The organism is Candidatus Methylomirabilota bacterium (assembly GCA_035315345.1).
Classification (GTDB): Bacteria; Methylomirabilota; Methylomirabilia; order Rokubacteriales; family CSP1-6; genus CAMLFJ01.
This window is the reverse complement of record DATFYA010000018.1, coordinates 1-18,647: the sequence shown is the minus strand read 5'-3', so window position 1 is coordinate 18,647 and position 18,647 is coordinate 1. Positions and strand designations below refer to the sequence as shown.

The 18,647-nt window shown below is 70.1% G+C and carries 18 protein-coding genes; all 18 read left to right on the top strand.

Annotated features, from left to right (window positions below; all coding sequences use genetic code 11):
- Nucleotides 1-860: UDP-glucuronic acid decarboxylase family protein (locus VKN16_03055; GenBank protein ID HME93185.1), on the top strand; the 860-nt coding region annotated here is incomplete at its 5' end.
- Nucleotides 857-1,786: an NAD-dependent epimerase/dehydratase family protein gene (locus VKN16_03050; GenBank protein ID HME93184.1), complete on the top strand. Its 930-nt coding sequence runs from the start codon at nucleotides 857-859 to the stop codon at nucleotides 1,784-1,786. The genes VKN16_03055 and VKN16_03050, both read left to right, overlap by 4 nt.
- On the top strand, nucleotides 1,783-1,950 hold the full coding sequence (locus VKN16_03045) for a Trm112 family protein (GenBank protein HME93183.1): 168 nt from the start codon (nucleotides 1,783-1,785) through the stop codon (nucleotides 1,948-1,950). The genes VKN16_03050 and VKN16_03045 overlap by 4 nt, the downstream gene beginning before the upstream one ends.
- A complete protein-coding gene (locus tag VKN16_03040; protein HME93182.1) occupies nucleotides 1,872-3,005 on the top strand; it encodes an NDP-sugar synthase in 1,134 nt (377 codons plus the stop codon). The genes VKN16_03045 and VKN16_03040 overlap by 79 nt, the downstream gene beginning before the upstream one ends.
- A gap of 78 nt (nucleotides 3,006-3,083) precedes the next feature.
- A complete protein-coding gene (lepA, locus tag VKN16_03035; protein ID HME93181.1) occupies nucleotides 3,084-4,874 on the top strand; it encodes a translation elongation factor 4 in 1,791 nt (596 codons plus the stop codon).
- A 7-nt stretch (nucleotides 4,875-4,881) separates the two neighbouring features.
- On the top strand, nucleotides 4,882-5,553 hold the full coding sequence (lepB, locus tag VKN16_03030) for a signal peptidase I (GenBank protein HME93180.1): 672 nt from the start codon (nucleotides 4,882-4,884) through the stop codon (nucleotides 5,551-5,553).
- A gap of 38 nt (nucleotides 5,554-5,591) precedes the next feature.
- The gene (gene hemW / locus VKN16_03025; protein ID HME93179.1) at nucleotides 5,592-6,698 is read left to right on the top strand and encodes a radical SAM family heme chaperone HemW; all 1,107 of its coding nucleotides are present in this window, start codon (nucleotides 5,592-5,594) and stop codon (nucleotides 6,696-6,698) included.
- Nucleotides 6,699-6,716: 18 nt separating this feature from the next.
- On the top strand, nucleotides 6,717-7,766 hold the full coding sequence (gene hrcA / locus VKN16_03020) for a heat-inducible transcriptional repressor HrcA (GenBank protein ID HME93178.1): 1,050 nt from the start codon (nucleotides 6,717-6,719) through the stop codon (nucleotides 7,764-7,766).
- Nucleotides 7,767-7,967: 201 nt separating this feature from the next.
- A complete protein-coding gene (locus VKN16_03015) occupies nucleotides 7,968-8,513 on the top strand; it encodes a nucleotide exchange factor GrpE (GenBank protein ID HME93177.1) in 546 nt (181 codons plus the stop codon).
- 1 nt (nucleotide 8,514) lies between these two features.
- Nucleotides 8,515-9,606, top strand: coding sequence for a molecular chaperone DnaJ (gene dnaJ / locus VKN16_03010; protein ID HME93176.1), 1,092 nt, complete (start codon nucleotides 8,515-8,517; stop codon nucleotides 9,604-9,606).
- Nucleotides 9,606-10,499 (top strand): 50S ribosomal protein L11 methyltransferase, encoded by an 894-nt coding sequence (locus VKN16_03005; protein ID HME93175.1) that lies wholly within the window; start codon nucleotides 9,606-9,608, stop codon nucleotides 10,497-10,499. Before dnaJ ends, VKN16_03005 begins: the two co-directional genes overlap by 1 nt.
- Complete coding sequence (locus VKN16_03000) at nucleotides 10,496-11,236, top strand: 16S rRNA (uracil(1498)-N(3))-methyltransferase (GenBank protein ID HME93174.1); 741 nt, start codon at nucleotides 10,496-10,498, stop codon at nucleotides 11,234-11,236. Before VKN16_03005 ends, VKN16_03000 begins: the two co-directional genes overlap by 4 nt.
- A 2-nt stretch (nucleotides 11,237-11,238) precedes the next feature.
- Nucleotides 11,239-11,643 carry an archease gene (locus VKN16_02995; protein HME93173.1) on the top strand — a complete coding sequence of 135 codons (405 nt, stop codon included), beginning with the start codon at nucleotides 11,239-11,241 and terminating at the stop codon, nucleotides 11,641-11,643.
- Nucleotides 11,644-11,800: 157 nt separating this feature from the next.
- Nucleotides 11,801-12,721 (top strand): UDP-3-O-acyl-N-acetylglucosamine deacetylase, encoded by a 921-nt coding sequence (gene lpxC, locus VKN16_02990; protein ID HME93172.1) that lies wholly within the window; start codon nucleotides 11,801-11,803, stop codon nucleotides 12,719-12,721.
- Nucleotides 12,722-12,822: 101 nt separating this feature from the next.
- Nucleotides 12,823-13,422, top strand: coding sequence for a DUF4390 domain-containing protein (locus VKN16_02985; protein ID HME93171.1), 600 nt, complete (start codon nucleotides 12,823-12,825; stop codon nucleotides 13,420-13,422).
- Nucleotides 13,419-15,668 (top strand): ATP-binding protein, encoded by a 2,250-nt coding sequence (locus tag VKN16_02980; protein HME93170.1) that lies wholly within the window; start codon nucleotides 13,419-13,421, stop codon nucleotides 15,666-15,668. The genes VKN16_02985 and VKN16_02980 overlap by 4 nt, the downstream gene beginning before the upstream one ends.
- Before the next feature lie 11 nt (nucleotides 15,669-15,679).
- Nucleotides 15,680-17,044, top strand: a complete 1,365-nt coding sequence (locus VKN16_02975) for a sigma-54 dependent transcriptional regulator (protein ID HME93169.1) — start codon at nucleotides 15,680-15,682, stop codon at nucleotides 17,042-17,044.
- Nucleotides 17,045-17,397: 353 nt separating this feature from the next.
- Nucleotides 17,398-18,576 carry an ABC transporter substrate-binding protein gene (locus tag VKN16_02970; protein HME93168.1) on the top strand — a complete coding sequence of 393 codons (1,179 nt, stop codon included), beginning with the start codon at nucleotides 17,398-17,400 and terminating at the stop codon, nucleotides 18,574-18,576.
- Nucleotides 18,577-18,647 lie beyond the last annotated feature (71 nt).

Below are 18,647 nucleotides of genomic sequence, written 5' to 3'. Positions count from 1 at the left end.
CGGTGGTGTGCATGGACAACCTGCTCACCGGCAACCCCGACAATATCGCCCACATCCGCGACCCGCGTTTTCTCTTCGTCAAGCACGACGTCACCAATTTCATCGTGGTCGATGACCCCATCGATTACGTGCTCCACTTCGCGAGCCCGGCCTCGCCCATCGACTACCTGGAGCTGCCCATCCAGACCCTCAAGGTGGGCGCGCTGGGCACGCACAAGGCTCTGGGCGTGGCGAAGGCGCGGGGCGCCAAGTTCCTCCTCGCCTCCACCTCCGAGGTCTACGGCGACCCGCTCGTCCACCCGCAACCGGAGGAGTACTGGGGCAACGTCAACCCGGTGGGCCCTCGCGGCGTGTACGACGAGGCCAAGCGCTTCGCCGAGGCCATGACGATGGCCTACCACCGCGTGCACGGCCTCGACGCCCGCATCGTGCGCATCTTCAACACCTACGGCCCCCGCATGCGGCTGACCGACGGCCGCGCGATCCCGACCTTCGTGCGCCAGGCCCTGCGCAACGAGCCGCTCACCGTGTTCGGCGACGGCTCGCAGACGCGCTCGTTCACCTACATCACCGACCTGGTCGAGGGCATCTGGGCCCTCATGCAGGCGCCGGTGAACGAGCCGGTCAACATCGGCAACCCGCGGGAGATGACGTTGCTCCAGCTGGCCGAGCAGATCGTGCGGCTGAGCGGGTCCAGGAGCGAGATCGTGTTCCGCCCGCTGCCCACCGACGATCCCAAGGTGCGGCAGCCCGACATCGGCAAGGCCCGGAGCGTACTGGGGTGGGAGCCGAAGGTCGACGTGGAGGACGGCCTGACGCGCACGATCGACTGGTGCAAGAAGCTGGTGGCCCAGTCGTGAAGATCCTGGTCACGGGCGGCGCCGGCTTCATCGGCTCCCACGTGGTGGACGCCTTCCTCGCCGCCGGCCACGAGGTGGCGGTGGTGGACAACCTCACCACCGGCGACGCGCGCAACGTCAACCCGCGCGCCCGCCTGCACGCGATCGACCTGCGCAGCGCCCGCCTCGCCGAGGTCTTCGAGGCCGAGCGGCCGGAGGTCGTGTCCCATCTGGCCGCGCAGGCCTCGGTGGGCCGCTCGGTGACCGATCCGCTCTTCGACGCGAGCGTCAACGTGGGCGGCGGCCTCGGGCTGCTGGAGTGCTGCCGGCGCTTCGGGGTGCGCCGCATCATCTATTCGTCGAGCGGCGGGGCCGGCTACGGCGACACCGACGTGATCCCCACCCCGGAGACGCATCCGACCCTGCCGATCTCACCCTACGGCATCACCAAGGTCGCGATGGAGCACTACGTCAACGCGTGGAGCGGCATCTACGGCATCAGCGGGATCTCGCTGCGCTACGCGAACATCTACGGGCCGCGGCAGAACCCGCAGGGCGAGGCCGGCGTGATCGCCATCTTCTGCCACCGCCTGCTCACCGGCCAGGTCCCGATGATCAACGGCGACGGCGAGCAGACCCGCGATTACACCTACGTGGAGGACGTGGCCGCCGCCAACGTGCGCGCGCTCGAGCGGCCCGACGTCACCGGGCCCGTCAACGTCTGCACCGGGGTGGAAACCACCGTCAACGAGCTCTACCGCGCGCTGGTGGCCGCGGCGGGCTCCCAGGTCGCGGCCGAGCACGCGCCGGCGCGGCCGGGCGAGCAACGGCGCAGCTGCCTGAGCCCGGCCCTGGCCGAGCGCGTGCTCGGCTGGAAGCCGACGGTGTCCCTCTCCGAGGGCCTCCGCCGCACCTTCAGCTACTTCCAGAAGGAGACCCGGCCGTGATCGACGAGGAGCTGCGGGCCATCCTGGCGTGCCCCGCCTGCAAGGGGGAGCTGATCTTCGAGGAGACTCGAATCATCTGTCCGGCGTGCCGCAAGGCCTATCCGATCCGGGACGGCATCCCGGTGATGCTGATCAGCGAGGCCGAGCCCTGGGCGGGCCAATAACCGCGATCATCCTGGCGGGGGGTCAGGGCACGCGACTGCGGCCACTGACCCTCGCGGTCCCCAAGCCGATCGTCCCGCTCCTCAACGTCCCGTTCCTCGCCTACCAGCTCGCGCTGCTGCGCCGTCACGGGATCACCGACGTGGTGCTCTCGTGCTCCTATCTGGTCGACGAGGTGCGCGCGACCATGGGCGACGGCCGCGCGTTCGGAGTGAGCCTGCGCTACGCGGTGGAGGTCGATCCGCTCGGTACCGCGGGCGGCGTGCGCAACGCAGTCGATCTGGTCGAAGGCCGCGTGGTCGTGCTCAACGGCGACATCCTCGCCGACGTGGATCTCTCCGCGATGCTGCGCTTCCACGCCGAGCGCGGATCGCACGCCACCATCTATCTCACCCGGGTGGCGGACCCGACCCAGTACGGCCTCGTGGAGCTGGCGTCGGACGGCGCGGTGAAGGCGTTCATCGAGAAGCCGGAGGCCGGACGCATCACCACCGACACCATCAACGCGGGCGCCTACGTGCTCGATCGCTCGGTGGTGGCCGCGATCCCGACCGGCCGCGCGGTCTCGATCGAGCGCGAGACGTTTCCCGGCTTGCTGCGCGACCGCGTGCCGTTCTACGGCTGGGTCCATCCCGGCTACTGGCTCGACATCGGCAGCCCCGCGAAGTACCGCCAGGGCCAGCTCGACCTGCTGGCCGGCAAGGTGGCGACCGACGTGGCGCCGGCCGGCGCCGGCGCGGACCGGCGCTTCGTCGCCCGCGACGCTCGCGTGGCGTCGGACGCGATGGTGATCCCGCCCTGCGTGATCGGCGCGGGCGCGCAGCTCGAGCCCGGCTGTCGCGTCGGCCCCAACGCGGTAGTGGGCGCCGGCTGCGTCGTCGGCGCGGGCGCTACCGTGGAGGGCGCCATCCTGTGGGACGCGGTGACGGTCGGCCCGAACGCGATCCTCCGGGATTGCATCGTGGGCTCCCACGTCCGCATCGGCGCGGGCGCCCATCTCGGCTTCACCGCGGTCGTGGAGGGCAACACCGCGGTCCCCGCCAACGCCTGCCTGTAGACCGCGAGGTACGAGGCCGCGGGCCGCCAGGGCGACGAGGGCGCGTGGGCCGCGCAAGGCCATGGTATTCTTAGCCGGATGGCCATCGAGCTGATCCGCAATTTCTCCATCGTCGCCCACATCGACCACGGCAAATCCACGCTGGCCGACCGTCTCCTGTCGCTGACCGGCACCATGGACGCCAAGAAGGCGGTGGACCAGGTCCTCGACTCGATGGATCTGGAGAAGGAGCGCGGCATCACGATCAAGGCCCACACCGTCCGGCTGCTCTACCGAGCCAAGGACGGGCAGCAGTACACGCTGAACCTGATCGACACGCCGGGGCACGTGGACTTCTCCTACGAGGTCTCGCGCTCCCTGGCCGCGTGCGAAGGCGCGCTGCTGATCGTGGACGCGGCCCAGGGCGTCGAGGCCCAGACGCTGGCCAACTTCTATCTGGCGCTCGACGGCGGCCTCGAGATCATCCCGGTCATCAACAAGATCGACCTGCCCGCCGCCGACGTCGAGGCGACCCGCAACCAGATCACCGAGATCCTCACCCTCGACGGCGACGAGGCCCTGGCCATCTCGGCCAAGCACGGCACCGGCGTCCCGGAGGTGCTCGAGGCCATCGTCTCGCGCATTCCCCCGCCGAAGGGCGACGTGGACGCTCCGCTCAAGGCCCTGGTGTTCGACTCGTTTTACGACTCCTACCAGGGCGTGGTGGTCTACATCCGGCTGATCGACGGGCGGGTGCGGGCGGGCAGCAAAATCTTGTTGATGTCCAACGGCAAGACCTACGAGGTTCAGCAGGTCGGCGTCTTCTCTCCCGACATGCGCCCGATCGACGAGCTGAGCGCGGGACAGGTCGGCTACCTCACCGCGTCGATCAAGCGGGTGGCCGACGCCAAGATCGGCGAGACGGTCACCGACGTGCTGCGGCCGACCGCCGAGCCCTGCCCGGGCTATCGCGACGCCAAGTCCATGGTGTTCGCCGGGCTCTATCCGATCGAGGACACCGACTACGAGGGTCTGCGCGACGCACTGGAGAAGCTGCGCCTGAACGACTCCGCGTTCAACTTCGAGCCGGAGACGTCGCTCGCGCTCGGCTACGGCTTCCGCTGCGGCTTCCTCGGCATGCTCCACCTCGAGATCGTGCAGGAGCGGCTCGAGCGCGAGTTCAATCTCTCCCTCATCGTCACCGCCCCGAGCGTCCGATTCAAAGTCGTCACCCTGGCCGGCGAGGTGCTGGAGGTGGAGAACCCCTCCAAGCTGCCCCCGGTCGACCGCATCGAGCGGATCGAGGAGCCCTACGTGCGCGGCTCGATCTTCGTGCCCACCGAGTTCATGAGCGAGATCTACAAGCTCGCCCAGGACAAGCGGGGCGAGCACAAGTCGCTCGAGTACATCGGCAAGCGGGTCCACATCCAGTTCGATTTCCCGCTGAGCGAGATCGTGGTCGACTTCTACGATCGCCTGAAGTCGATCTCCAAAGGCTACGCCTCCTTCGACTACGAGTTCCTGGAGTTCCGGGCCTCGGACATGGTGAAGCTGGACATCCTGCTCAACGGCGATCCGGTCGACGCGCTCTCCATCATCGTCCACCGCGAGAAGGCCTACGAGAAGGGCAAGGCCCTGACCGAGAAGCTGCGGGCGGTGATCCCGCGCCAGCTCTACGAGGTCGCGATCCAGGCCGCCATCGGCAGCCGGGTCATCGCCCGCGAGACGGTCAAGGCCATGGGCAAGAACGTCACCGCCAAGTGCTACGGCGGCGACATCACGCGCAAGCGCAAGCTGCTCGAGAAGCAGAAGGAAGGCAAGAAACGGATGAAGCAGGTCGGAAAGGTCGAGGTTCCGCAGGAGGCGTTCCTGTCGGTGCTGAAGAGCTGAGCCGCCCATGAACGACCTCCAGGTTCGCCCCGACCGCGATACCGCGCCGGCCACCCCGGCGGTCAAGGTGCGCAAGAAGTCTCTCTTCCGCGAGTACTCGGAAGCGATCATCATCGCGGTGCTGCTGGCCCTCTTCATCCGCCAGTTCGCGGTACAGGCCTTCACGATTCCCTCCGGCTCGATGATGGACACCCTGCTGATCGGCGACTACATCCTGGTCAACAAGTTCCTCTACGGAGCCGAGATCCCCCTCACCGACCGGCACCTGCCCGCGGTGCGCGATCCCCATCGGGGCGACATCGTGGTGTTCAAGTACCCCAACGACGAGACGCGCGACTTCATCAAGCGCATCATCGCGGTCGGCGGGGACACCGTGCAGGTGCGCGACAACCGGGTGACGCTCAACGGCCGCCTGATCGACGAGCCGTACGTGCGGCCGGGATCCTTCTCGGGCCCCGCCGGCTCACCGTGCAGCTACGCCTACGCGTGCGAGCCGCTGCGGGTGCCGGAGGGGTCGTACTTCGTCATGGGCGACAACCGGGACAACTCGCAGGACAGCCGCTACTGGGGCTTCGTCCGCCGGGAGAAGATCCGCGGCAAGGCCTTCCTGATCTACTGGTCCTGGAACGGGGACGGGCATTGGCTGCGCTGGCGGCGGCTGGGCCAGTATCTGCCGTAACCGGCTGGACGCCCCGCGCCGCCCGGCTCGGGGCCTACGTGCACCTGCCGTTCTGCGTCGAGCGCTGCGGGTACTGCTCCTTCAACACCGCGCCCTACACGCCGGGCGGGCTCGACCGGTTCCTCTCCGCCCTGGTCCGCGAGTGTGATCTCGCCGCCGCGGCCCCGTGGGCCCGCGGGGTGACGCTCGACACCGTGTTCCTGGGCGGCGGCACGCCGTCGCTCCTCGACGCCGCCCAGATGACCCAGGTGCTCGCCCACCTGGGCGCTCGGCTCGCGCTCGAGCCCTCCGCCGAGGTGACCGCGGAGTGCAATCCCGACGATCTCACCGTCGAGCGTCTCGCCGGCTACCGGCGCGCCGGGGTCACCCGGATCAGCCTGGGCGTGCAGAGCCTCGACGACGCGGTGCTGCCGCGTCTCGACCGGCGCCACTCGGCCGGCCAGGCGCGGCGGGCCTTCGCGGCCGCCCGGGAGGCCGGCTTCGACAACGTCAGCGTGGACCTCATCTACGGCTTGCCCGGCCTCGACCTGGCGACGTGGACCGCGACGGTCCGGGAGGCGCTCGCGTGGCAGCCCGATCACCTCTCCGCCTACGCGCTGACCCTGGACGAGGGCAGCCTCTGGCACGCGGCCGGCGTCGGCTCGCTGCCCGGCGAGGAGACGGTGACCGCCCAGTACTGGACGCTCGCACGACTGGCCGCCGAGGCGGGCTTCGAGCACTACGAAGTCTCCAACTATGCGCGGCCCGGCTTCCGCTCGCGTCACAACCAGCGCTACTGGCGCTGGCAGGAATACCTCGCGCTGGGGCCGGGCGCGTGCGGCTTCCTGGGGCGCGTGCGCTATGGCAACGTCAAGCCGGTCGAGCGCTACTGCTCGCTCGTGGAGGCCGGCCGCCTCCCGCTGCAGAGCCACGAGGTGCTGACCGACCGTCAGGCTCTGGCCGAGCAGCTCATCCTGGGATTGCGCACCAGCGACGGGATCGCGGCCGAGCGGCTCGCCGAGCGCTGCGCGCTGGAGCGCGACCGCCTGCCCCGGGCCCTCGACGCCTGGCGGGAGCGCGGGCTCCTCGTGGAGCACGACGGGCGCGTGCGACTCACCGAGGCGGGCTTTCTCCTGTCCGATGCCCTGTTCACCGAGCTGCTCTAGGGGTAAGATCGCGCCACCATGACCGCGGCGCCCACTCTCGATCAGCGCAGCCGTCAGGTGCTGCTCTCGGTGATCGCCGAGTACGTGGAGACCGGCGAGCCGGTGGGCTCCCGCGCGATAGCGCGCCGCCACATCCGCGGCCTCTCTCCGGCCACCATCCGCAACGCGATGGCCGACCTCGAGGAGATGGGCTACCTCGTGCAGCCGCACACCTCGGCGGGCCGCGTGCCCACCGACGCGGCGTATCGCTTCTACGTCGATCACCTGCAGCGGGTGCCGTGGGTGGCCGGGCAGGCGCCCGCGGTCGGGCCGCCCGCGGTCGTGCCCCACGCCGAGGCGGCCGAGCGGCTGATGGCCGAGACCCCAGGGCGACTGTCCTCGGACACCCACATGATGGGCGTGCTGCTGGCGCCGCCGCTCAAGCACACCGCTCTCGACCGGATCGAGCTGGTCGCGCTGGACGAGGAGCGCGCCCTCGCGGTGCTGGTGACCGAGACCGGCTGGGTCACCGCGCGGCCGCTCGCGGCGGTGCCGCGCGGCGGCGCCGATGAGCTGCGCGAGATGGGCCGCGCGCTGACTCGTCGCTTCCGCGGCAAGACCTTCCAGGAGATCCTCGACGAGCTGACGCGGCCGGCCGACCCGCTCGATCCGCTCTGGACGCGAAGCCGGCTCGTGCTCGACGAGGTGGTGGCGATGCTGCGCGACCGCACGCTATACATCAGCGGCGCCACCAACATGCTGGACCACCCCGATCTGTCCGAGCCGACCACCCTGCGCTCGATGCTGCGCGCCTTCGAGGACAAGGCCCGCCTGGTGGATCTGCTCTCCCGCATGGCCGAGGAGCAGGGTCTCCACGTGATGATCGGCGGCGAGAACCCGGTGGAGGAGATGCGGGGGTGCAGCCTGATCACCTCCACCTACAGCTACCGGGACCAGATCCTGGGCGTGCTGGGTGTGGTGGGCCCGCGGCGGATGCCTTACACCGAGGTCATGTCGATCGTCGACGAGACGGCGCGGATCGTCTCGATCTCGCTCTCGCGGGTGAGGCAGCAGCTGTATTTGCCGTAGGGCGGGCGGGGCCGGCGGACAACCGTTTAGTTCTTTAAGCTGTTCAGCTGCGGGGGCCCAGAAATGGCCCCCGCACTCCCCCAAGCGGCGGACAGCCGTCGGAGCTGTGGCCCCGCACTCCCCCGGTCGGCGGACGGCGCGCGATCGCCAGGTCCGGGAGCCCGGGGGGTGTCGGACCGTCTGCTATAATTACGGTCTGCCATGAGTGAATCGTCGTTCGTGAATGGACCCCTGGCCGACGAGCGTGACGAGGAGATCCAGCGTCTCCGAGAGGCGCTCGAGGCCAAGACCCGTGAGCTGGAAGCCCAGCAGGACCGCTACGTCCGGGCCGTCGCCGAGTTCGACAACGTCCGGAAGCGCAACGCCCGGGAGCGGGACGAGTATACCCGCTATGCCAACGAGTCGGTGCTGCGCGACCTCCTGCCGGTGCTGGACAATCTCGACCGGGCGCTGCAGGCCGCCCGCGCCGAGCCGACCGCAGCGGTGACGGCGGGCGTCGAGCTGATCCAGCGCGAGCTGCTCCGAGTGCTCGAGAAATTCGGCCTCACTCCGTTCGTGTCGGTCGGCCAGCCCTTCGATCCGGAGCGCCACGAGGCGGTCGCCCGGGTCCAGCGCCCGGACCTGCCGGACCTGACGGTAGCGGGGGAGACCGCCCGGGGCTATCTGCTGAACGGACGGGTCCTTCGACCCGCGATGGTCACCGTGGCGATGGCTCCCGACGATCGGGACGCGGGCTCCAGCTCGTAGCGTGGCGGCCAAGGACTACTACAGCGTCCTCGGGGTTCCCCGAGACGCCGACGACGCCGCGCTGAAGAAGGCCTACCGCAACCTCGCTCGCGCCTACCATCCCGACCGCAACCCCGGCGACCGCAAGGCCGAGGAGCGCTTCAAGGAGGTCAGCGAGGCCTACACCGTGCTCTCCGACCCGGAGAAGCGCGCCCAATACGACCGCTTCGGGACTGTCGGAGGCGGGGTGGGCGAAGCCGGATTTGGGACCATCTTCGAGGATCTCTTCGAGGGCTTCTTCGGCGGCGGCGACCGCGGACGCTCCCGCACCCGCGCGCGGCGGGGCGACGACTTGCGCTACGACCTCGAGATCACGCTCGAGGAGGCCGCCCAGGGCATGGAGACCAAGCTGCAGGTTCCGCGGCTCGAGACCTGCGAGGGCTGCCGAGGCTCGGGCGTCGAGCCGGGCAGCCAGCCCGAGGTCTGCGGCACCTGCCGGGGGCAAGGCCAGGTGCGCTTCTCGCAGGGCTTCCTCACGGTGGCCCGTCCCTGCCCGAATTGCCGGGGCGAGGGCCGGATCGTCCGCAACCCGTGCTCGACCTGCCGCGGCCAGGGGCGCATCTCGCGCGAGCGGCTGCTCAAGGTCACGATCCCGGCGGGCGTCGAGCACGGCAATCAGCTGCGCCTGACCGGCGAGGGCGAGGGCGGGACGCAAGGCGGGCCGACCGGCGATCTCTATGTGGTGCTCCACATCAAGCCGCACGAGATCTTCGTCCGCGAGGGCGCGCATCTCATCTGCGAATTGCCGCTGACCTTTCCCCAGGTCGCCCTGGGCGACGAGGTCGAGGTCCCGGTGCTGGACGGCACCGCCAAGCTGAAGGTCCCCGCGGGCACCCAGCCGGGACAGCGCCTGGTCCTCAAGGGCAAGGGCATGCCGCATCTGCGCGGGCGCGGGCGCGGCGACGCGGTGTACGACGTCGTGGTCGAGGTGCCCACCCAGCTCACCGCGCGCCAGCGCGAGCTGCTGGAGGAATTCCGGGGGTCCCCCGACGGCGGCTCGGGGCCTCGCGTCTCCAAGTTCGTCGAGCGGATGAAGCAGCTGTTCGGTAGTTGATGCCGTTCTGGCAGCTGACGGTTCCCGCCACCGCCGAGACTTCCGAGGGGCTGACCAATTTCCTCTGGGAGCAGGGCGCCCTCGGCGTGGTCGAGGAGGAAGTGCCGGGTCGGAGCCCGCGGCTGCGCGCGTTCTTCCCGGAGCGCGCGTCCTCCATCGGCCTGCTGACCGCGGTGCAGGTCTATCAGGCCTCGCTGCGCGCGCTCGGCTTCTCGCTGCCGCCGGAAAGCGCCGAGGTGGCGCCGCTGCTCGACGAGGCGTGGGCGAGCGCCTGGCAGCAATCGTTCCCGGTGCGCGAGGTCGGTCGACGCCTCCTGGTGATGCCGCCGTGGCTCGCCGAGCCCGGGCCCGACTCCGCCGCGCCGAACGGGGAGCGGCTCGCCGTCGTGATCGAGCCGGGCCGCGCGTTCGGGACCGGGCATCACGGCACCACCGAGGGCTGCCTGGTCCTGCTCGAGGACGCCCTCGAGGCCGCACCCGGCTCGGCGGTCCTCGACATCGGCACCGGCACCGGCATCCTGGCCATCGCGGCGCTGCGGCTCGGGGCGCCGAGCGTGCTGGCCATCGACACGGACCCCGACGCGGTGGCCGCCGCGCAGGTCAATGCGGCGCGGAACGGCTGCGCCGGTCTGACGGTGCGCCTGGCCGAGCCGCAGGACGTGGAGGGGCGATTCCCAGTGGTGGTGGCCAATCTGCTGACCCACGCGCATCTCGCCCTGGCCGAGCACTACGCCCGGCTCGTCGTCCCGGGCGGGCACCTCGTGCTCGGCGGCATGCTGGACGGCGAGGACGTCCGGGTCGCCGAGGCGCTCTCCGGGCTTGGCTTCGGCACGCGCTGGAGCGTGCCGCTCGATGGCTGGGCCTCCCTCCTACTGGCCGCGCCGGCTCGGTGACCCGCTTCCATCTGGCGCCGGACGCCGTCGACGGTGACCGAGTGGTCTTCGATGCCGCGGCGGCCCATCACCTCGGGCGGGTCCTGCGCGCGGCGGCCGGCGAGATCGTGCAGGCCGTCGACGCGAGCGGGCAGCTGCTCTCGGTGCGGCTCACCTCGATCGCGTCGCGGCGCGCCGAGGGCATGGTGGTGGGCCGTTCGGCGCTGGCCACCGAATCGCCCCTCGACCTCACACTGGCCCAGGCCGTTCCCAAGGGCGACAAGATGGAGCATGTGATCCGCATGGCCACCGAGCTCGGGGTCACGCGCGTGATCCCGCTGCTGAGCGAGCGCACCGTGGTGCGCCTCGAGCCCGGCCGCTCCGATTCGCGGCTCGGGCGCTGGCGGCGGGTCGCGCGGGAGGCCGCGCAGCAGAGCGGGCGCGCGGCGGTGCCCGAGGTGGCCGCGCCGACCCGACTGGCCGCGTGGCGACCCGAGGCGTCGGCGGCCGGGCTGCTCGTCTGCTTCTGGGAAGAGGAGCGACGGCGGCTCGACACCCTCCTGCCCGCCGGCCCCTGTCTCCGGGCGACCGTGGTGGTGGGCCCCGAGGGCGGGCTCACCGGCGAGGAGGTTCACGGCCTCGCCGGCGCGGGCGCCCTCGTGGCCTCGCTCGGGCCGCGCCTGCTACGGACGGAGACGGCCGGCGCGGTGGCGGTGGCGCTCCTGCAGGCCCGCTACGGGGACCTGGGGCGTGGCTGACCATGGATTTGTACGCGGACGCGCCCACGCTCCCCGAGGCCTTCTCGCGAATCGCGCTGGCCCTGTTCGCCGCCGCGGTGGATCCGGCGTCGGTCGACGAGACGGAGGTCCGGGAGGTTCGCGCGCACGGTCCCGACCCGGCGGCCCTGCTCCGGCGCTGGCTCGACGAGTGCCTCTACGTCCACGAGGTGGAGGGATTCGCCTGCCGCTCGATCGAGTTCGCGGTCTTCGAGGCGGCTTCCTCGGCGGGGGCCGAGCCGCTCCGTCTTCATGCCTTCCTGCACGGGGAGCCGATCGACCCGACCCGGCACGTCGCGAGAGCAGTCATCCGGGGCATTGGCGCGCAAGGTCTCTCGGTGCAAGGAGAATCCGACGGCTTCCGAGTACGAGCCACGCTGGATCTCTGATGTTGCTGATCTGACACAAGGCATTTCCGGCAGTGTGTCATTCCTGCAACCTGGGGCTTGGCGGGGCTGGTTTCGTCAACAGGTCAGGTCAACCGAAACGGGCACTTGACGTGAAATTTGCCGGCTGGCACCTGCTTTGCCTATCGTAGACCCAGCCATGGACCAGCAGCGGACCCTCAGACATCCGGTGGAGATGGCGGGCATCGGCCTTCATTCGGGTGAGCCGGTGGCGCTTCGGGTCTCCCCGGCCGGCGCGGACACGGGTGTGCTCTTCCGCGCCACCGACGGCACGCTGATTCCGGCGAATGCCGATCACGTGGTCGACACCAATTCCGCGACCACGGTTGGGGCCTTCGGCGTGCGGGTGCGTACCGTGGAGCACCTGATGGCCGCAGCGGCGGCGCTCGGCGTCGACAACATGGTGGTGGACATCGACGGTCCCGAGGTTCCCGCCGCCGACGGCAGCGCGAAGCCGTTCATGGATCTGCTGCGGTCGGCCGGCGGCGTCAGCCTGCCGGCCCCGCGGCGGCCCCTGACGATCAGCGAGCCGATTCGCGTGGGCACCGAGAGCCGCTGGCTCGAGGTCTTGCCCGCCGACTCGCTCCGCATCAGCTACACGCTCGACAACAACCACCCGATCATCGGACTGCAGGTCGGCACCTACGGCATCACCGAGCAGGTCTTCGATCAGGAGCTGGCCGCGGCCAGGACCTACGGCTTCCTGCGGGACGTGCCGGCGATGCGCCAGAACGGTCTGGCTCGCGGCGGTTCGCTCGAGAACGCGGTCGTGGTCGGCAAGCGCTCGGTGCTGAACGACAGCCTGCGGTTCCCCGACGAGTTCGTGCGCCACAAGATCCTGGACCTCGTGGGCGACCTGTTCCTCCTCGGTCGGCCGCTGAGGGCCCACGTGGTCGGCCGCAATGCCGGACACGCGCTGAACCATCAGCTGGTGATGGCGATCCAGAAGGCGGTGGCCGCCGACCGGCGCCGCGTGGCCGCCCGCTCGATCCGGCCCGCCGTGCCCGCCGCGGTGGGCACGACCGGCGACGGCTTCCTGCCCGGCATCGCCGCCCTGTAGCCATCCGCCGCGCTCGCGGCGCCCCTGGCTTCCCCCGATCTGCTGCCCCCGCCGAACCGCCGCGGGCTTCCGGCCCGACGCTATAATGGGCCGTCTGTGCCATGGAACCCCGCCGACGTCGGCCGCTCTCCTCGACCGCGCTCGCCCTGAGCCTGCTCGGGGCGCTCGTGCTGGCCTCCCTGATGGCGCCGGCGCGGGCCGCCGCCGACGTCCGCATCAGCAATCTCTCGGTCTTCCTCAACGACTACGACGTGACGGTGACGGTGGTGCTCTTCGACGCGATCCCCGACTCCCTGCACGAGTCCATCCACACCGGGATCGCGGCCCACGTGCGCTACTACGTCGAGCTGTGGCAGTACGCGCGGTTCGGAGTGGATCGGCGCCTGCAGGTCCGCACGGTGGAGCGGCAGCTCACCTACAACGTGCTCACCAAGGAGTACAAGATCACCGCGCTCAAGGGCGAGGCCCGCGAGCCGATTCTCACCAAGGACCTGCGCGAGGCCCAGCGCATGATCTCGGAGCTGCGGGTCGGCCAGATCGCGCCGGTGGTCGCGCTCGACCGGCAGGAGCTCTACTACGTGCGGGCGCGCTCCGACGTCTCGCTCGGGGGCGTCAATTCCTGGTTCGCGCGCATGACCGGTGAGGCCGAGGAGACGCCCTGGGTGCAGTCGAGCCTGCTCACCCCGGTGAGGAACCAGTGACGCCGCTCACCGCCCGCCGCCCCGAGCGGCTCGACGAGCAGGAGAAGCGCAAGCGGAACCTGCTCATCATCGCCGGGATCCTCGTCCTCCTGGTGGTGGCCACCGTCTTCGAGGTGGGCATCCGCGCGCCCAAGATCCCCTTCGCCTCCAACCTCATCGTCTTCTTCCTCTTCAACCTGAACCTGGTCGTCTTCCTGCTGCTGCTCGTCCTGCTCTTCCGCAACCTGGTGAAGCTCTCGTTCGAGCGGCGGCAGAAGATCATCGGCTCGCGGTTCAAGGCCAAGCTCGTCCTGACCTTCATGGCCCTGGCCCTCGGCCCCGGCATCCTCATCTTCCTGATCGCGTCCAACTTCATCACCACCTCGATCGAGGGGTGGTTCAAGCCGCAGGTGGAGCGGCCGCTCGACCAGGCCATGGAGGTCGCCCAGACCTACTACCAGAGCCTGGAGAGCACCGCGCTGCGGCACGACCGCTACATGGGGCGCGTGATCGAGCGCGACGGCCTCCTCGCCGAGAACAAGCGCGAGGCGCTGGCCGCCTTCCTCGCCGATCAGCAGGAGCGGCTCGGGGTCGCGGCCATCACCGTCTTCAACCGCGAGGGGCAGGAGCTGGTGCACGTCAAGAACCCGGTGCTGGCCAAGGTGCCCACCCGCTCGGCCAACACCGAGAACGTCAAGCAGGCGCTGGCCGGTCAGGAGATCACCACCGTCCACGAGCTGGACAACGGCGACATGATCCAGGCGATGGTGCCGATCCGCGACGCCGACCAGTCGGTGGCCGCGGCCATGGTGGTGGCCATCCACGTGCCCCAGCGGCTCGAGAATCGGCTGCGCAACATCAGCCAGGCCTTCCAGGAGTACAAGCAGCTGCGGCTGCTCAAGAACCCGATCAAGGGCATCTACATCCTGCTCTTCCTGCTGATGACCCTGATCATCGTGTTCTCGGCCACCTGGTTCGGGCTCTACCTGGCCCGCGGCATCACCGAGCCCATTCAGATGCTGGCCGAGGGGACGCGGGAGGTCGCGGCGGGGAACCTGCGATACAAGGTCGAGGTCCGCGCCGACGACGAGATCGGCATCCTGGTGGACTCCTTCAACCGGATGACCGGAGACCTCGCCGCGTCGCAGTCGAAGCTCGAGGAGACCTATCGCGATCTGCAGTCCAAGCACGCCGAGATGGAAGATCGGCGGCGCTACACCGAGACGGTGCTGGAGGCGGTCGCGACCGGCGTGGTGTCGCTGGACCCGGAGGGCCGCGTCACCACCATCAACAGCGCGGCCGAGCGACTGCTCGGCCTCGACGCCTCGCAGATCCACGGCCGCCCGGCCGCGCGCGTCTTCCGCTCGCCCGAATACACCGAGATCGACGCGCTGATCCAGCGCATGGGCCGCGTACGGGAGGGCATGCTCGACCGCGAGGTGCACCTGCGGCGCGGGGGGCAGGCGGTGGCTCTGCTCGCCTCCGCCACCGCGCTGCGCGGACCCGACGGCGGCTACCTGGGGATGGTGCTCGCGTTCGACGACCTCACCGAGCTGCTGAAGGCCCAGCGGCTGGCCGCATGGCGCGAGGTCGCCCAGCGCATCGCCCACGAGATCAAGAATCCGCTCACCCCGATCCAGCTCTCGGCCCAGCGTCTGCGTCGCCGGCTCGGTTCCGACCGCAGCGCGGACGAGAAGCGGCTGCTCGAGGAGGCCACCGGGACCATCATCCAGGAGGTCGACGGGCTGCGACAGCTGGTCGACGAGTTCTCCCGCTTCGCGCGGATGCCCGCGCTGACTCCCAAGCCCACCGACCTGGCCCGGCTGCTCGAGAGCGTGGTCGTCCTCTATCGCGAGTCGCACCCGGGCCTCGCGATTCGCGCGGTGTTCTCGCCGGACCTGCCGCCCATCGAGGTGGATCCGGACCAGATCAAGCGCGCGGTCCTGAACCTGGTGGACAACGCGGTGGAGGCGGTCGGCGCCACCGGCGAGGTGGTGGTGCAGACCGCGTGGCTGCCCGAGGCGCATCGGGCGCGCATCGTGGTCGCCGACGACGGGCCGGGCATCGCGGCGGACGACCGCGAGCGGCTCTTCGTCCCCTACTTCTCCACCAAGGCCACCGGGATGGGCCTGGGCCTGCCGATCGTCCACCAGATCGTCTCCGACCACGGCGGCACCATCCGCGTGGAGGACAACACGCCGCACGGCAGCCGGTTCGTGGTCGAATTGCCCGCGGGCCGGCCGGTGGCCGCGCCGGTCCAGGCCTGAGGCGCGCTCCCATGCCCGGCGAGCACATCCTGATCGTCGACGACGAGCGCGCGATCCGGACGACGTTGAGAGGCGTTCTCGAGGATGAAGGATATCGAGTGACCGCGGTGGGCTCCGGGGAAGAGGCGATCGCCCGCCTGCAGGACGAGGTGCCCGACATCATCTTCCTCGACATCTGGATGCCGGGCATCGACGGGCTCGACACGCTGGCCGAGCTGAAGCGCCTGCGGCCCGAGACGGTGGTGGTGATGATCTCCGGCCACGCCACCATCGAAACCGCGGTGAAGGCCACCAAGCTCGGCGCCTACGACTTCATCGAAAAGCCGCTGTCGCTCGAGAAGACGCTGCTCATCGCCAACCGCGCGCTCGAGCACACCCGGCTCGAGCGGGAGAACCGCACCCTGCGCGCCCAGCTCGAGCGCGGCCAGGAGATCGTCGGCCAGAGCGCGCTGATCGAGCACCTGCGCCAGCAGATCGCGGTGGCCGCGCCCTCGAGCGGCCGCGTGCTCATCCAGGGAGAGAACGGCTCGGGCAAGGAGCTGGTGGCCCGCGCGGTGCACGCGCTGTCCGCCCGCCGCGACGGCCCCTTCGTCGAGGTGAACTGCGCGGCCATCCCCGAGGAGCTGATCGAGTCGGAGCTGTTCGGCCACGAACGGGGCGCCTTCACCGGGGCGGTGGCGCGCCGGCGCGGCAAGTTCGAGCTGGCCGACCAGGGCACCCTCTTCCTCGACGAGATCGGCGACATGAGCCTCAAGACCCAGGCCAAGGTGCTGCGCGCCCTGGAGGAGCAGGCCTTCGAGCGGGTCGGCGGCAAGGACACCGTCCGGGTGGACGTGCGGGTCCTCGCCGCCTCGAACCAGAACCTGCCCGAGCGCATCGCGGTCGGCGCGTTCCGCGAGGACCTGTACTACCGGCTGAACGTCATCCCGATCGAGGTGCCGCCGCTGCGTCAGCGCAAGGAGGACCTGCCGCTGCTGGTGGCCCACTTCGTGACGATGTTCTCGGCCGAGAACGGCAAGCGGCCCAAGACCGTCTCGGTGGAAGCCCTCGCCTATTTCCTCTCCTACGACTGGCCGGGCAACGTGCGCGAGCTGCGCAACATGGTGGAGCGGCTCGTCATCATGACCCCCCGCGACGTCATCGGCCCCGAGGACCTCCCGCCCCCGCTGCGCCCCCGCGACGCGGAGTCGACGGGCGACGACGGGCAGCGCGAGCGCACGCTGAAGGAGGCCCGCGAGGCCTTCGAGCGCGCCTTCATCCTGAGCGAGCTGCGGGCCAACGAGTGGAACATGACCCGCACCGCCGAGCGGCTCGGCATCGAGCGCAGCCACCTCTACCGCAAGCTCAAGGCCTACGGCATCACCGCCCCGAAGTAGCGGCGGCCGGCCGCCACCCGAATGCCCGCGGCCTGGGGGAGTGCGGGGGCCATGTCCGGGCCCCCGCAGCTGAAGAGCCTTGAAGAAGTAAACGGCCGTCCGCTGGACGGCTGTCCGCCACTGGGGGAGTGCGGGGGCCATGTCCGGGCCCCCGCAGCTGAAGAGCCTTGAAGAAGTAAACGGCCGTCCGCCGGACGGCTGTCCGCCGCTGGGGGAGTGCGGGGGCCATGTCCGGGCCCCCGCAGCTGAACGGAAGTCCCGGTAGCGGGGGCACCCCCCGCTGTGATAACTACAGTACCGCTCTGTCGCGCCGACGGCGCATCGCCATCATCTGATTGCCGCAGGAGGATTCCATGCGACGCAGTGCCTCTACTCTGCTCTTCACCGTGGCCGTGCTTGCGGTCCCGGGGGTCGTGGTGCTGGCCCAGTCCAAGGAGCCGGTCAAGATCGGGCTCACCGCGGCGGTCTCCGGCGGCTCGGCGGCCTCGGGCGAGGCCATCAAGCGCGGGCTCGAGATCGCCATCGAGGAGATCAACGCCAAGGGCGGCGTGCTGGGTGGCCGCCCATTGCGGTTGGTGGTCCGCGACGACGAGGGCCAGCCGGCCAAGGGCGTGACCATCGCGCGCGAGCTGGTGGAGCGCGAGAAGGTCAGCGCGGTGTTCGGCGGCCTGCATACCCCGGTCGCCCTCGCCCAGGTGGCGGTCTGGCAGGAGCTCAAGACGCCCTACATGGGCGCGTGGGCTGCCGGCACGAACATCACGCGGAACGGGCAGACGCCCAACTACGTGTTCCGGGTCTCGGCCAACGACGACGACGCCGACAAGTTCCTCACCCGCTACGCCACCGACGTGCTGCGCAAGGGCAAGCCCGGCCTGCTGCTCGAGAACACGAGCTGGGGCCAGTCGAACGAGGCGGGCCTGACCAAGTGGCTCGGGGCCAAGGGCATCAAGGCGGTGGGCATCGAGAAATTCAACTGGGGCGACCCGGACATGAGCCCGCAGCTGCTGCGGCTGAAGGGCGCCGGCGCCGACCACGTGGTGCTGGTGGCCAACGCGCCCGAGGGCGCGCAGGTGGTGAAGTCGCGGGCGAAGATCGGCTGGGAGATCCCGATGGTGTCGCACTGGGGCATCTCCGGCGGCCGCTTCGCGGAGCTGACCGGCGATCTCTCGGACGGCGTCGCGTTCCTGCAGACCTACTCGTTCTTCGGCAAGCAGAACGAGCGCGGCGAATACGTGCTGAAGATGCTCAAGGAAAAATACGGCGTGAAGGGCCCCCAGGACGTCATCGCGCCGGTCGGGACCGCCAACGCCTACGACGGCGTCCACCTCGTGGCCATGGCCATCGAACAGGCCGGCTCCTCCGAGGGGGCGAAGGTGCGCGATGCGCTCGAGAACCTCGGCGCCGAGTACAAGGGCCTGATCAAGACCTACCGGAAGCCGTTCACCGCCGAGCAGCACGACGCGCTGAACGACGGCGACTACATCATGGTGGTCTGGAAGGCGGGCAAGATCGTCCCTCTCGCCGCCAAGTAGACTCGCTTGCTCGTACAGCTGCTCGTCACGGGGCTGGCCCTCGGCAGCATGTACGGGCTGGTCGCCCTCGG